Annotated in this window: 15 protein-coding genes; 8 read left to right on the top strand and 7 right to left on the bottom strand. The window is 73.5% G+C overall.

Going from position 1 to position 13,483, the window contains the following annotated elements; all coding sequences use genetic code 11:
- Window positions 1-212 precede the first annotated feature (212 nt).
- The gene (locus J7W19_RS09675) at window positions 213-893 is read left to right on the top strand and encodes a histidine phosphatase family protein (RefSeq protein ID WP_004951840.1); all 681 of its coding nucleotides are present in this window, start codon (window positions 213-215) and stop codon (window positions 891-893) included.
- Between the two features lie 36 nt (window positions 894-929).
- On the opposite strand, the gene J7W19_RS09670 is transcribed toward J7W19_RS09675, so the two are convergent.
- Window positions 930-2,162, bottom strand: coding sequence for a serine hydrolase domain-containing protein (locus tag J7W19_RS09670; protein ID WP_004951844.1), 1,233 nt, complete (start codon window positions 2,160-2,162; stop codon window positions 930-932).
- Window positions 2,163-2,447: 285 nt separating this feature from the next.
- Here J7W19_RS09670 and J7W19_RS09665 point away from each other — a divergent pair, with 285 nt between their 5' ends.
- Entirely contained in the window at window positions 2,448-2,873 is a 426-nt protein-coding gene (locus J7W19_RS09665; protein ID WP_004951847.1) for a hypothetical protein, read from the top strand.
- A gap of 475 nt (window positions 2,874-3,348) precedes the next feature.
- On the opposite strand, the gene J7W19_RS09660 is transcribed toward J7W19_RS09665, so the two are convergent.
- A complete protein-coding gene (locus tag J7W19_RS09660) occupies window positions 3,349-4,476 on the bottom strand; it encodes a LysR family transcriptional regulator (RefSeq protein ID WP_051072725.1) in 1,128 nt (375 codons plus the stop codon).
- A gap of 417 nt (window positions 4,477-4,893) precedes the next feature.
- Between J7W19_RS09660 and snpA the strand changes: the two genes are divergently transcribed.
- Complete coding sequence (gene snpA, locus J7W19_RS09655; RefSeq protein ID WP_004951853.1) at window positions 4,894-5,595, top strand: snapalysin; 702 nt, start codon at window positions 4,894-4,896, stop codon at window positions 5,593-5,595.
- 124 nt (window positions 5,596-5,719) lie between these two features.
- On the opposite strand, the gene J7W19_RS09650 is transcribed toward snpA, so the two are convergent.
- Both J7W19_RS09650 and J7W19_RS09645 read right to left on the bottom strand, forming a co-directional pair.
- Complete coding sequence (locus J7W19_RS09650) at window positions 5,720-6,352, bottom strand: DedA family protein (protein ID WP_040891890.1); 633 nt, start codon at window positions 6,350-6,352, stop codon at window positions 5,720-5,722.
- A 187-nt stretch (window positions 6,353-6,539) separates the two neighbouring features.
- A complete protein-coding gene (locus J7W19_RS09645; RefSeq protein WP_004951860.1) occupies window positions 6,540-7,010 on the bottom strand; it encodes a DoxX family protein in 471 nt (156 codons plus the stop codon).
- 494 nt (window positions 7,011-7,504) lie between these two features.
- On the opposite strand from J7W19_RS09645, the gene J7W19_RS09640 reads away from it, so the two are divergent.
- The gene (locus J7W19_RS09640; RefSeq protein ID WP_004951864.1) at window positions 7,505-8,086 is read left to right on the top strand and encodes a TMEM165/GDT1 family protein; all 582 of its coding nucleotides are present in this window, start codon (window positions 7,505-7,507) and stop codon (window positions 8,084-8,086) included.
- A gap of 32 nt (window positions 8,087-8,118) precedes the next feature.
- On the opposite strand, the gene J7W19_RS09635 is transcribed toward J7W19_RS09640, so the two are convergent.
- Complete coding sequence (locus J7W19_RS09635; RefSeq protein WP_004951867.1) at window positions 8,119-8,412, bottom strand: DUF6255 family natural product biosynthesis protein; 294 nt, start codon at window positions 8,410-8,412, stop codon at window positions 8,119-8,121.
- A 358-nt stretch (window positions 8,413-8,770) separates the two neighbouring features.
- On the opposite strand from J7W19_RS09635, the gene J7W19_RS09630 reads away from it, so the two are divergent.
- The 3 genes from J7W19_RS09630 (at window position 8,771) to J7W19_RS09620 (ending at window position 11,025) form a co-directional block, all read left to right on the top strand.
- Window positions 8,771-9,529, top strand: a complete 759-nt coding sequence (locus J7W19_RS09630) for a GntR family transcriptional regulator (RefSeq protein WP_004951870.1) — start codon at window positions 8,771-8,773, stop codon at window positions 9,527-9,529.
- A 96-nt stretch (window positions 9,530-9,625) separates the two neighbouring features.
- Entirely contained in the window at window positions 9,626-10,426 is an 801-nt protein-coding gene (locus J7W19_RS09625; RefSeq protein ID WP_004951874.1) for a hypothetical protein, read from the top strand.
- Between the two features lie 125 nt (window positions 10,427-10,551).
- Window positions 10,552-11,025 carry a carboxymuconolactone decarboxylase family protein gene (locus tag J7W19_RS09620; protein ID WP_004951877.1) on the top strand — a complete coding sequence of 158 codons (474 nt, stop codon included), beginning with the start codon at window positions 10,552-10,554 and terminating at the stop codon, window positions 11,023-11,025.
- Window positions 11,026-11,271: 246 nt separating this feature from the next.
- Here J7W19_RS09620 and J7W19_RS09615 read toward each other — a convergent pair whose 3' ends face one another.
- A complete protein-coding gene (locus J7W19_RS09615; protein ID WP_004951879.1) occupies window positions 11,272-11,949 on the bottom strand; it encodes an HAD-IA family hydrolase in 678 nt (225 codons plus the stop codon).
- A gap of 30 nt (window positions 11,950-11,979) precedes the next feature.
- Complete coding sequence (locus tag J7W19_RS09610) at window positions 11,980-12,687, bottom strand: hypothetical protein (protein WP_004951882.1); 708 nt, start codon at window positions 12,685-12,687, stop codon at window positions 11,980-11,982.
- Window positions 12,688-12,846: 159 nt separating this feature from the next.
- Between J7W19_RS09610 and J7W19_RS09605 the strand changes: the two genes are divergently transcribed.
- Window positions 12,847-13,392 carry a GNAT family N-acetyltransferase gene (locus tag J7W19_RS09605; RefSeq protein ID WP_004951885.1) on the top strand — a complete coding sequence of 182 codons (546 nt, stop codon included), beginning with the start codon at window positions 12,847-12,849 and terminating at the stop codon, window positions 13,390-13,392.
- Window positions 13,393-13,483 lie beyond the last annotated feature (91 nt).

Below are 13,483 nucleotides of genomic sequence, written 5' to 3'. Positions count from 1 at the left end.
TCCTACGAGGGCGTCAGGGCCGACCGCTCTTACGAGGCCGCCTCCCGCCGGCTCGTACACCCACGTCGCAGCGCCCGACGCGGCCGGAACCAGGGCGCGTTCGTAACCGTCCCACCTCGTAGCCGTCCGCCGCTCCGGCCGTCCCGCCGCCGGAGGATCGTCCCGCAGGCCCGCCCCGCCGCCGGAGGCCGTCCCTCCTCAGGAGCCCGCCCGTGGCAGAACCCGCCCTCCCCGCCGAGCTGATCGCCGTCCGGCACGGCCAGAGCACGGCCAACGTGCTCTTCGACCGGGCCCGCGCCACCGGTACGCCCGCCGTGCTGCCGCCCGGTGCCGACCCCCTCGTACCGCTGACCGCGCTCGGTCGCGAGCAGGCGGCCGGGCTCGGCCGGTGGCTGGCCCGGGCGGTCCCGGACGCCGTCGTCGTCTCCCCGTACGTCCGGGCCCGGCAGACGTGGGCGGCGATGGCGGACGCGGCCGGACGGCTCGGCTGCCGGCCGCCCCTGCCCCCGCCGGTCCTCGACGAGCGGCTGCGCGACCGGGAGATGGGCGTCTTCGAGGGACACGACGCCAACGCGATCCGCGCCCGCGACCCGGGTGAGGCGCTGCGCCGCGAACGGGCCGGCGAGTGGACGTACCGGCCGCCCGGCGGCGAGTCGCTGTCCGACGTCGCCGCCCGCGTCCGCGCCCTGCTGCGCGACCCCGCCGCCGTCCCGCCCGGGCGGCGGGTGCTGCTCGTGGCGCACGACGCGGTCGTGGTGGCGCTGCGCCACGTGCTCGGCGGCGAGACGCCCGCTCAGCCGTGGCCGGTGCCGAACGCCTCGGTGTCGCGGTGGGTCGCCGACGGTGGCTCCGGGCTGCGGCGGGTGGAGTTCGGGGTGCGCCCGGTGGGCTGAGCGGGGGCTCGTATCGGGCCCGTTCTCCTGTCCGGCTCAGCGCTCTGCGCGTCCGCACAGCGCGTCGTCGGCCAGCTTTCGTGCCGCCTTGTTGAGACGGACGAGGTCGGGGGTGCCGCCGTCGCTGGTGATGGAGACGGCGACGGAGCGGCGGCCATCCGGGGTCACGCCGGTGCGGGTGTACGAGCCGAAGCCGTCGCCCTCGTGGTGCCAGTAGCCGCCGCCGCAGCTGAGCGGGGTCCAGCGCACGCCCAGCCCGTACCCGCCGTCGGGCCACTGCGCGAGGTCGTCCGTGTCACCGGTCCGTGCCACCGTCCGCCGCATCTCCCGCAGTTGGGCGGGCGGCAGGAGTTTGCCGCCGGCCAGGGCGCGGAAGAAGGTGCGGAGGTCGGCGGTGGTGCTGACCACTCCGGAGTCGGCCGTGTGCTGGATGCTGTGGTCGGTGACGTCCGTCACCTTGCCGTCGGGGGTGCGGAGGGTGACGCGGGCGTGCGGGCCGGGGAGGTACGGGTTGGCGCCCGGTACGGACGTGTCGCGCAGGCCCAGCGGGGCGATGATGCGGTGCTCGACCTGCTCGCGCCAGCCCAGGCCGCCCGCCTTCTCGGCGATCATGCCGGCGAGGAGGTAGTTGGTGTTGGAGTACGCCCAGCGCGGGTGCGCGTGGTCCGGGGTGAAGAGCGGCCGGTGGCGCATGGCGACGGCCACCCACTGCGCGGCGGGCGTCGTGTCGTAGCGGATCTTGTCGAAGCCCTCGGCGAGGGCCCGTCCGAGCTCCGGGTCCCTGACGTAGTCGAACAGCCCGCTCGTCTGCCGGAGCAGATCGCGTACGGTGATCCGCGAACCGTCGTTGCCCTGGCCTTTGACGACGCCGGGGAGCCACTTCTCGACGGTGTCGTCGAGCGACAGCTTGCCCTCGGCCGCCAGTTGGAGGACGACGACGGAGGTGAACGTCTTCGTGGTGCTCGCGATCCGGAAGCGGGCGTCCCAGGGCGTCGGCGCCGAGCCGCCGCCCGCGCGCGACCGGAGCACGCCGCGGCCCGTGTCCACCTCGGCGAGTACCCGGACGTCGCCGCCCGCCGACCGGAGGGCGCGAACGTCCTTGTCCAGCGTCCTCGTCTGTCCCTCGAGGCCGTTGGGGGCGGCGGCCTGTGACGGCGTGGCCGGGGTGAGGCCCGTCAGCAGGGCCGCCACCGCGGCGACCGCGCCACCGGCCAGGACGGCCCTGCCGCTCCGCCGGTTCGGTCGCCGATCGCGTCCGCGCACCCGCATGGTCCGTTCTCCTCGCACTCGCGTTGTCTTGTCGTACCGATCTCATCACCGGGGTTCCGGGCGGACCATGGGCCTGGACACCGGGGGCGGGGTGTACCTGGCACCACCCTCCCCGGGCGCCGCCGTCGTCGTGGAGAGGTGGACATACGGGTGAACGCGTGGGGTACGGGTGACCTCGGCCGCACCCGTGACCCCGTACGTACCACGACTGTTGGTTGCACGAGCGGCTGTTGGCTGCACGAGGCAAGGCCGGCGGGGGCACCGGCGGAAGGGGAGGAAACCGGCATGGCCAGGCGCATCACCGGCTCGGACCGGGTGATCATGGCGCGTTTCACGGCCCAGTGGCCGGACGCCCGGTGTGTGCTGGCGTACGCCAGGCACGGGTCGATGGCGGTGGTGGCCACCGTGCCGGTGCCGGGCACGTCCCCGGCCGCGGCCTCGCTGTGGGAGCTCGCGGCCCGCCACCTCCCGCCCAGCACCGCCAACGAGACCGACGCCTACGGGAGGTGGCTGCTCGGCGCGGGCTGGAGCATGAGCGTCATGCCGCCGGTCGACGGGCTCGTCGCGCACGGCGAGCCCTGGACGCTGGAGGTCGCGCGGAGCGCCGTCCTCAAGGAACCGGCGTACGGGTCGGACGGGGTGCACGTGGGGCGGTTGACGTTCGAGAGCCCTCGGATGATGGAGCGGGCGGAGGCGCTGCTTCTCGGGTGAGGGGAGAGAAGGGGATGCGGTGAGGGGGCGGGCGGTGGCGGTGAGGACATCCGCCATCGCCCGCCCGGTCCGGCCTGCCGGGGGGACCGCCGTTCCCCGGGCGGGCGCGGACGCTTCGTGGGCCGCCGTGCGGCAAGTGCCGGTGCGCGACCGGGCGTTGTCCAGGTCACCGCGACGTTCCCGGGGCGCGGTCGGGACCGCGCCGAACGAGTCGCCGCCTGCCGTCACATGTGACCGGATCCGCTCTTGTCGTTGGTCCAGGCGACATGGGAGGTGCTCCTCGTGTCCGAGGCTCCGTGTGTCCGAGGCTCCTTGTGTCCGGGGCTCCCCGGGCCCGGGGTTCCTCGCGTCCGGGGCTCTTCGCGTCCCGGGCTCCTCACGTCCGGGCGGGTGGTCGGGTCCGCCCGAGTGAAGGGGAACTGCCCACCGCCGGGCGTCCCCATCCGGGAATCCGCCCGGACTCACCCGGGCGGCCTCAGGCGGAGAGGTGCCGGTGTTCCTGTGTGGCTCCGGTGGGTGACAGCCGGACGGCCGGCGCGCGGAGGACGGTGTGCGGCGGGGGCGGAGCGGGGGGCGCGGGAGACGTGTGATCCGCAGGGGGCACGGGGGAGGGGGCGTGCGGGGCGCCGTACGCCCCCGGCGGCCGGATCTCGCCACGTCGCTCACGCCACGCGCGGTACGCCGCGCTGCCGCGCGCCAACTCCTCGTACGCGTACGCCACATCCTCGTACAGTGCGTCGATCTCGGTGATGGACAGGGCGCCCGTCCGTGACACGAGGGACAGCCGGGCCGTGAGCGGGTCCCCGAGGAGCGGGCGGACGACCGTGCCGTCCGTCGGCTCGGCGGTGGGCTGGCAGAGGCGGACGGCCTCGCCGGAGGCGACGAGGTCGGCGGCGGTGGCGGTGTCGCGGACCTGGAGCAGCCGCGGGTTGAGGCCGGCCGTCGAGAGGGCGCGGCGGAGGGCGGCGCAGTCGTGGTCGGCGGTCGGATCGACGATCCAGGAGTCGTCGGCCAGTTCGGGCAGCGCCACGCAGCCGAGCGCGGCGACGGGATGTCCGGCGGCCAGCGCGACGAACCGGGGCTCGCAGTCGACGACGACGCGCCGCTCCAGTCCGGGCGGCAGGTGCAGCGGGAAGCCGGCCGGCTCCTGGACGAGGGCGACGTCGAGCTGGTTGGTGGCGAGCAGCTGGATCAGCGCGGCCGACGAGACCTCTATGTGGATCGTGGTGTCCCTGCCCGGCAGCCGGCGGTGGACGCGGCGCAGCCAGGCGGCCACGGTCGGGCCGCCCACGCTGCCGAGGCGCAGGCACAGGCCGCCCATGCCGCAGGCGGCGTCCCGCGCGGCCATCACCAGGGCGGTCATCTCGGCCACGATCGGGCGGGCGCGGGACAGCACGGAATGGCCGAGGGGCGTGGGGCGGCTGCCCGTCTGCCCGCGGGTGAACAGCACCCCGCCGATCGCTCCCTCGATGCGCCTGAGCTGGGTGGTGAGCGAGGGCTGGGTCATGCCCAGCTGTAATGCGGCCTTCCGTACGCTCCCGGTGTCGGCTATGGCGCACAGCGCACGGAGGTGCCTGACCTCAAGCTCCACGGTCCGGAGCATAACCGCGCCCCCTTGGCCACACCAGGCACATTCTCGGGCAGGTCTGTGAACGGCTCGTCAACCGCGCGTCGGTGCGGGGGTGGTGGTGTGGAGGCGCGATGGGTGGTGCGGATGGTGTGCGAAGGGCTTTTGATACGCCGGGGGTTGAAGCGGAACGGTGTGTTCGGGAGGGCCCGCGGTGAGGCGGGAGACCGGGCGGGGCTCGGACGAGCCACCGGGCGTGACGTGGGCGAGTGACCGGTCGGGCGGTCGGGAGCGGCCGGGGTGATTGGCCGGAGCTATCGCGGGTTGGCATCATCCCGGCCGCCGATGGCTCGGCAGACACTCTGCGGGACCAGACACTTCACCGGTCCGTCACCCGGCCGTGCGTCCCACCCGCGCGGCCGGCGGCGTACCGCAGGAAATGGAGTCCCCCACATGAACCACTCCATGCAGCGTTCCCTCAAGCGCTCCACACAGCGCTCGGCCCTGGTCGCCGCGGCGACCCTCGGGCTCGCCCTCGCCGCCGCCACGGCGGCCGTCCCGGCGACCGCGGCCACCCCGGCGTCCCAGGCCGGGCAGGGCATGACGAGATCGTCGTACGTCGGCTCGGCCCAGGAAGAAGCCAACAACAAGGCGTTCTTCGAGGCCGTCATGAAGTCGGCGAAGGCCAAGCAGGCGGCGTCGCCCGGGCTGCGCACGGTCACGGTGACGTATGACGCCCGCCAGGCGCCCAGCTTCGCGAACCAGATAGCGCAGAGCGCGCAGATATGGAACAGCTCCGTCCGGAACGTCCGCCTCCAGGCGGGCTCCAACGCGGACTTCCGGTACTACGAGGGCAACGACTCGCGCGGCTCGTACGCGAGCACCGACGGCCACGGCCGCGGGTACGTCTTCCTCGACTACCAGCAGAACCAGCAGTACGACTCGGTGCGCGTCACCGCCCATGAGACCGGCCACGTCCTCGGCTTGCCGGACCACTACTCGGGCCCGTGCAGCGAGCTGATGTCCGGCGGCGGCCCCGGCCCGTCCTGCACCAACCGCTACCCGAACGCCAACGAGCGCAGCCGGGTGGACTCGCTGTGGCGCAACGGGCTGAGCGCGTTCGACAAGCAGGGCGCGCTGAAGAAGATCTACTGACGGGCCGTTCGACAGACGGCGCGGAACGCCGAACGGCCCGGTCCCCGGCGGGGGACCGGGCCGTTCGATTCCGTCCGGTACGGGGATCGTCGCCCCGGGCGTAAGCCGTGTCGGCCGTCAGCCCTCAGCCGGCTTCCGCCGCCGCCGCTTCCGGCTCGTGCGGGCGGCGGACGAGGAAGGCCGCGCCCGCGCCGGCGAGGAACAGGGCGAAGACGGAGACGGCCGTGCCGATCCACGTCGCACCGAGCCACTGACCCCCGAAGTACCCCAGGAACACGCTGTACAGCGCCCAGGTCACGCCCGCGAGGGCGGACCAGGGCAGGAACTCCCGGACCCTGCGGTGCATGACGCCCGCGCCCAGGCTGACCACCGAGCGGCCGGCGGGGGCGAACCGGGCGACGACGACCAGCGCGCCGCCGCCGCGCAGCAGCGCGGTGCCGAGGCGTTCCTGGGCGGCCGTGAGGCGGCGCGAGCGGGCGATGGCGCGGTCGAAGCGGTCACCGCCGCGCCAGGCGACGCGGTAGGCGACCAGGTCGCCGACGACCGAGGCCGTCGCGGCGCACGCCACCAGGGCGAACATCTCGGGAAGGGCCGTATGGCCGTGGGTGCCCACGGCGGAGCCGGCCGCCGCGGTCGCCGCGGTGATCACGAGCACCCCGCTCGGCAGCACCGGCAGGAAGACGTCGAGCAGCACCGATACGGCGACGATCACGTATATCCATGGGGTGTCGGCCAACGCCCCCAGCTGATCCAACACGTCCGATCTCCTGTTACGGTCCCCCGCCGCGATGTCGCAGGGGAGCGGCAGGAGCGGCCTTCACAACCGTACAGAGTACGCCTGGGACTCCTGAGGCAAGTGAAGGGGGGCGCGCGATGTAGTACGTATCACGTACGTATCGCGCGCCCCCCGACGGGGTCTCCGGGTGCTCAGCGGCGCCGGATGCTCAGCGGCGGGAGTACAGCCGGCTGACGGCGATGGCGCCCGGCCCGGTGAAGACGAGCAGCAGGAACGCCCAGCAGAACATCGCCGCGGCCTCGCCGCCGTTCTGGATGGGCCAGAGCGCCACCTTCTGGTGCATGTCGAAGTAGGCGTACGCCATGGAGCCGGAGGCGATCAGCGCCGCGCCGCGGGTGCCGATGCCGAGCATCACCAGGACACCGCAGACGAGCTGGATGACGGCCGCGTACCAGCCGGGCCAGGTGCCGGCCTCGATGGTGCCGCCGTGGGTGCCGGCCGCGCCGCCGAGGACGCCGAAGAGCGAGGCCGCGCCGTGGCAGGCGAACAGCAGGCCGACGACGATCCGGAACAGCGAGAGGACGTACGGCAGGGCCGCGTCCAGGCGCTCCGTGAGCGGTGCGGAGCCACGGGACGCGGGGGCCGACTGGGGGGCGGCCTGAGTGGGTGTGGGGGGCATGGGACTGCTCCTCGTGTCGGGGGACGGATACGACGAGAGGTCCAAAGGTTAGGTACCCCTAACGATACTTGCAAGTTCAAGTTCTTATTTCGCTTCGAGCGCGTCGGTCGTGCGCCGGCCGCACGGTCCCCCTCCTGACAGCGTGCGACTTCCGGCGCGCCGCGGAAAGTGGAACGCGAGCTCGATCCGGCCGGCGCGGACACCATGGCTCGTCCGGCTCGTCCCACCCGCCCCCGCGGAAGCAGGGGGCGACGGCAGGCACTCCCGTCCCGTACCCTGAGGGGAGCAGAAGGGGAGTAGCTCTTCGCCGGACCGTCGACATACTGCTGGGCCCCAGGCCCGGCCGGCGCCCGGAGGCCGTACCCGCGGGGTGCCGGCCAGCGAGACCTTCGGCCGCAGTGTCCATGACGCTGCCGTGCCGAAGCGACCCCTGAATCCCCCGGAGCTCAGGGCGGGCCCCTTTCGGTGCGGCGGCCCCACCGAAGAGGAAATCCGTGATCAGCCTCACCGTCACCGCTCTGGTCTTCGGCGTGATCTTCCTGGCCGAGCTGCCGGACAAGACCGCCCTGGCCTCGCTCATGCTCGGCACCCGTTACCGCGCCTCGTACGTCTTCGCGGGCGTCGCCGCCGCCTTCGTCGTCCACGTCGCCCTGGCGATCGCCGCCGGCAGCCTGCTCACCCTGCTCCCGCACCGTCTGCTCCAGGCGATCGTCGGCGCGGCCTTCCTGATCGGTGCGGCGATGCTGCTGTTCCAGAAGGAGGAGGACGAGGAGGAGATCAGGAAGCCCGCCGACCAGTCCTTCTGGAAGGTGTCCGGCGCGGGCTTCATGCTCATCCTCGTCGCCGAGTTCGGCGACCTCACCCAGATCATGACCGCCAACCTCGCGGCCCGCTACGACGACCCGGTCTCGGTCGGCCTCGGCGCGGTCCTGGGCCTGTGGGCCGTGGCGGCCCTGGGCATCGTGGGCGGCCGGACCCTGATGCGGTACGTGCCCCTGACGCTGATCACTCGCATCGCGGCGCTGGTCATGCTGGCGCTGGCCGGATTCAGCCTGTACGAGGCGGTGGCGGGGTAAGGCCGGTCCCGCCCCGTGCCTGCCGCCCGCCCTCACGGCCGCCGCTCGGCGCTCCAGCGGTTCGCTTCCCGTACCCGCCTGAGCAGATCCGCGCGGCGGGCAGAGGCGGGGTCGTACGGAGCGACCGTCATGGCGCCTCGACAGCGGGCGGTCGGCCCGAACAGCTGCGTGGGCTGCGGGAGTTCAAGGGCGAGGGCGAGCGCCCGGTAGTCGTCCACCCTGCGCGTGCCGCACGCGCCGCAGGTCCGCATGCCGTCCGCCGCCGTCCAGCCGGCGGCGGGGTGCGGGCACTTGAGAGGTGGCGTCGGGGCGAGGGGCCTGCTCATGCGGGTTCCGGTAGGGAGCGGTCCGGTCCCCGGGCGGCTCCGCGACGCCGTTGCCGGACGCTCGGGAGGTGCGAACAGGGACAATCCGCGCCGGAATTGAGCGCGGTGTACTTGAGGAGGGACTTCCGTCCCGAAGGTCTTTTCGCGCACGCGTGGACCCCTTGTCCAGATGCATCGGAACGCCCGGAGAGGAATCTCTAGAGACCACATCAGTGAAGCGCTTTCCTCTAGAGATGTCAATCGCCGTGCCACGAAAGGGAAGCCGTGCTCCGAAAGGGAAAGCGGGCAGACTTCTCTTTCTCGAAGTCGCCGGGCCCGGCCCTCTACGCTGTCCGGTGGAGAAAGAGGTGATCACCCCATGGCCGATCAGGGCGCCCGCCGCCTGCCCAAGTACCAGCGCATCGCAGCCGCGCTGCGGCAGGCCATCCAGGACGGCGAATACGGGCCGGGTGACCGGTTGCCGGGCGAGAACGACCTGATGGCCGCCTATCAGGTCGCGCGCATGACGGCACGGCAGGCCCTCGGGGTGCTGCAGACCGAGGGCATCGTGGAGGCCCGGAAGGGCGCGGGCGTCTTCGTCCGCTCGTACCGTCCGATCCGGCGGAGGGGCGTTCCGCGCCTCAGTTCCGCGAGCTGGGGGTCCGGCCGGTCCATATGGTCCGGGGACATCGAGGACCGCACGCTCGTCGTCGACCGGCTCGAGGTCGCAGAGCGTCCGGCTCCCGGGCCCGTGGCCGAACTGCTGGGGGTGCCGGAGGGCGAGCCCGTCCGGGTCCGCAGTCGCCGGTACGTCCTCGACGGCAAGCCGGTGCTCTTCTCGGTCTCGTACCTTCCGGCGGAACTGGTGGCCGGTACCTCCATCGAGAGCGAGGACACCGGGCCCGGCGGCACGTACGCCCGTCTCACGGAACTCGGCCATCGGCCGGTCAGGTTCAGGGAGGAGATCCGCAGCCGTATGCCCTCCGGCGAGGAGGCGGAGCGTCTCGATCTCGCGCCCGGCACCCCGGTGGTCCTGATCTGCCGGACCGCGTTCACCGCGGAGGGGAGGGCCGTCGAGGTCAACGAGATGACGCTCGATTCCGCCTCCTACGTCCTCGAGTACGAATTCGAAGGGTAGGCCGACTTCTCGGGCGCCTCTCCTTGCCCTCGGCGGTGGTCGTCCGCTCCGCCTCGCGCGGACGGGCGGGCGCGCCGCACCTGGGACGATGGACGTATGCCCGAGGAGTCGAAGCTGATGACGAGCCGGTGGCCCCTCGTGCCGTCAGGGGCCACCGACTGGCTGCTGGAACTGTGCGGCGACGGCATCACCGGATTCATGCCCCCGGCGATGCCCGACGCGGCGTGGGTGCTCAACGCCATGTACGAGCACGAGCGAGGGCCGGTCGAGATGTCGTACCACGAGTACCACCTGGCACATCTGGCCGAGGAGAGCGATCCGTCCGCCGTTGTCGCGGGCATCGAGCTCGAGGTGATGGGCACCCTCACGGGAGGAGGGCTGGGCCGCGCCCGCCACCCCGGCCCCGGGTGGCGGCGGCTGCGCTGGGCCGAGCTCGCCCGGCGGACCGGCGACCCGGTCGTCCCCGACGGGCTGCTGCCTTCCCTGAGTTGCTTCCCGTCGGCCAAGAAGAACGGCAGCCGGCCGCTGAGCGTGGTCCCGCCCACCGAGGGGAGCCTGGACCGCGAGACCTGGAACCGGTTGACCACCGTCCTCGCCCGGCACAGTCCCGCGGGCCGGGACACCCGCTGCCTGGCCTACTACAACCCGCTGACGCTCGGAGCCGCCGACTTCGACAACCTCCATGTGCGGGCGGGCCGGCTCGGCGACGCCGAGACCCTCTACGACCACTCCGAGGCCGACTTCAGCCCCTCCAACCTCTGGGCGGAGGATCGTTCATGGGTCCTGTGCACCGACTACGACCTGTGGGCCACCAAGGTGGCCGGGCCCCCGTCGCTCATCGACGCGCTGCTGAACGACCGTGAGATCGAGGCGGTGCGGCTTCCCTGGGCGCACTGACGGCCGGGCTTGCGGGGCGGTGGGCCGGGCGGTGAGACGCGGGTCACTCGGCAGGCCGTCACAACGCGGCGGGGTGTTCCGTCTCAGAGGTGACAGCGGAACAGCGATGTGACTCGGGAGTCCCCATGAACGCGCGTCTCAACCTTCTCGGCGACCCGCAGGCCGCCGAGGTCGTGAAGCACCTCGTCGCGGCGGGCAAGGTCGTGACGGATTCGGGGCTGCCGACCGCCACGCAGGAGCTGGTGAAGATCCGTGCCAGCCAGATCAACGGCTGCGGCTTCTGCCTCGACATGCACGTCAAGGAGGCCGCCCACGCGGGGGAGACCGCGACCCGGCTGCACCTGGTCGCGGCCTGGCGGGAGGCCACGGTCTTCACCGACGCCGAGCGGGCCGCCCTGGAGCTGGCGGAGCAGGGCACCCGCATCGCCGACGCGGCCGGCGGGGTGCCCGACGAGGTGTGGGCGAACGCCGCCAAGCACTACGACGAGCGACAGCTCGCCGGGTTGGTGTTCCTCATCGGCCTCATCAACGCCTTCAACCGCATGAATGTGATCATTCAGCAGCCTGCCGGGGGCTATCGGCCGGGGCAGTTCGCCTGACCGGCTCGGGCGGTTCGCCTGACCGGCCCGGATGGTTCGCCTGACCGGCTCGGGCGGTTCGATCGACCGGCTCGGATCCCGCGCCTGACCGTACGGGCCGACTCGCCTGACCGGCCGGGTTCATTCGTCCGACCGGCCGGGTTCATTCTTCCGACCTGCCGGGTCGGGCGTCCGGGCCGGTCGAGTCGGTTCGCCTGACCGGTCGGGCCGGTTCGTCGGTCGGGCCCGGGCCGCGCGGCCCGGGCGTCAGCGGTCGGTGCCGGCCGCGAGGTGGAGGGTCAGGCCGCCGTCCGCCGTGGCCTCCACGCGGACCTCGGTGAGGTCCAGGACGTGCGCGTCGGGGGCGTGCGCCGCCGCGCGGGGGCCCACGCCGACCACCCGCATGCCGGCCGCCCGGCCGGCGGCGATGCCCGCGCCCGAGTCCTCGAAGACGACGCACTCGTGCGGGGCGAAGCCCAGCTCGGCGGCGGCCTTGAGGAAGCCCTCCGGATCGGGCTTGCTGGCGCCGACGCTCTCGGCGGTGACGCGGACGGCGGGCATCGGCAGCCCGGCGGCGGCCATGCGGGCCTCGGCGAGGGGCCGGTCCGCGGAGGTGACGAGGGCGTGCGGGAGCCCGGCGAGGGCGCTCATGAAGGCGGGGGCGCCGGCGACGGGGACCACGCCGTCCATGTCGGCGGTCTCGGCCTCCAGCATGCGCCGGTTGTCCTCGTGGTTGAGCTCCATGGGGCGGTCGGGGAGCAGGACGGCCATGGTGGCCCAGCCCTGGCGGCCGTGGACCACCTTCAGGGCCTCGTCCGCGTCCAGTCCGTGCTCCTCGGCCCAGCGGCGCCAGCAGCGCTCGACGACCGCGTCGGAGTTGACGATGGTGCCGTCCATGTCGAGGAGTACGGCCTTGATCGCACCAATGGACTCGGACCTGGGCATGCTGCACTCCTGCGGGGGGTGGGGCGGGCGTCACCGGGCTCGCCCCCGGGCGAGCGGCTCCGCTTTGTTCCTCCACGATACAAAACAGGGAAGGGTGCGCCAAGGGCGCGCCTCAGCCGTGCCCGCGGCCGCTCGGACGCGCGGTCCCACGCGTGTGCGGTGGCGGCGGTGGTACGCGACCACGACCGTGGCGGTGAGCGGGCCCCAGGCGAGCAGTGGCGCGTAGCAGAGCCGCATCAGGAGGAGCCAGGGGCCGCGCGGGTCGGCCTCGCCGGCCATGCCCATGAGGAGTTGCGCGGCCGGCAGCACCGTGAAGACCAGTGTCAGCAGCGCGGCGCCCGTGCCCGCGACGGCCGCCACCACGGCCGGGCGTACCGCGCGTCCGCCGAACACCGGCACCCACCGCGGTACGCGTTCGCCCCACAGGCGCGTCAGTCCGACGGTGAGGAGCGCGACCACCTCGGCCAGCAGGCTCAGCCCCAGCAGCGTGGGGGTGCCCCAGCCGGGCACCTGGAGCCGGTCGCGCAGGACGTCGGCGTCGTAGCCGACGGGGACCCCCACGGCCAGTGCCACCCGCCACAGGCTCGACGGCAGCACGCAGAGCGCGGCGGCCCGGGCGGCGCGTACGGCCCGGCGGGACGCCGGCGGGGCGGCGGGCCGCGCGGGAGCGGACGGGGAGAGTGGGGCGAGCGGGGTGGACGGGGTGCGACCGGGGGCGGGGGGCGCGGTGAGGGGCATGGGCCCATGCTGTTCCGCGGGCGGGGAGCGGCGGCTCCTCCCGGGGAAGGGTCCGGCTCCGCCGGGAGGATGAAGACGGCGCTCGGGCGGGGGAGAGGGCCATGACGGCGGGGTGGAAGTCGCTGGTCGCGGGGGTGCGGGCTGTGCTTGCATGCCGCGATGGAGAGCGAGAGCGGATCCCGCGTGGACGTCCCGGCGCGCGTTCGTGTGCGGCGGCGGACGGACCGCGACCTCGGCGCGTGCGTGCGGGTGCTGGCGGAGACCCATGAGCGCGATGGCTATCCGGTGAACTGGCCTGAGGCTCCCGGGACTTGGCTGACTCCCGCGTCGCTCGTCGCCTCGTGGGTGGCGGAGTCGGACGGGCGCGTCGTCGGGCATGTCGGGCTGTCCCGGAGCGGTGCGGGGGACGCGGCGCCCGGGGTGTGGAGCGCTCGTACGGGGGTGGGTGCCGACGCGACCGCCGTGGTCGGCCGGTTGTTCGTCGCTCCGTCGGCGCGCGGTCGCGGGATCGGGGCGCTGTTGATGGCACGGGCGGTCGCGGAGGCGCGGGAGCGCGGCGCGCATCCGGTACTCGACGTGGTGGCCTCCGACGTCGCGGCGGCGGCGTTGTACGAGCGGCTCGGCTGGCGGCTGCTCGCCACCGTCGAACAGGAATGGGGGCCGGGGCGGAAGGTGGCCGTTCGGTGTTACGCGGCGGGGAGTTGACGAAGGGGCCCTCCCGCGTCGGCCGCGAAGGCGCCCGCCGCACCCCCGCCGACTGGTGGCCCTTACATCGTTCGCGCGGCTGACGCCCCGT

Source organism: Streptomyces mobaraensis NBRC 13819 = DSM 40847 (assembly GCF_017916255.1).
Lineage (GTDB): Bacteria > Actinomycetota > Actinomycetes > Streptomycetales > Streptomycetaceae > Streptomyces > Streptomyces mobaraensis.
Note: the sequence above shows the minus strand (reverse complement) of the source record. Positions and strands in the feature narration are given on the sequence as shown.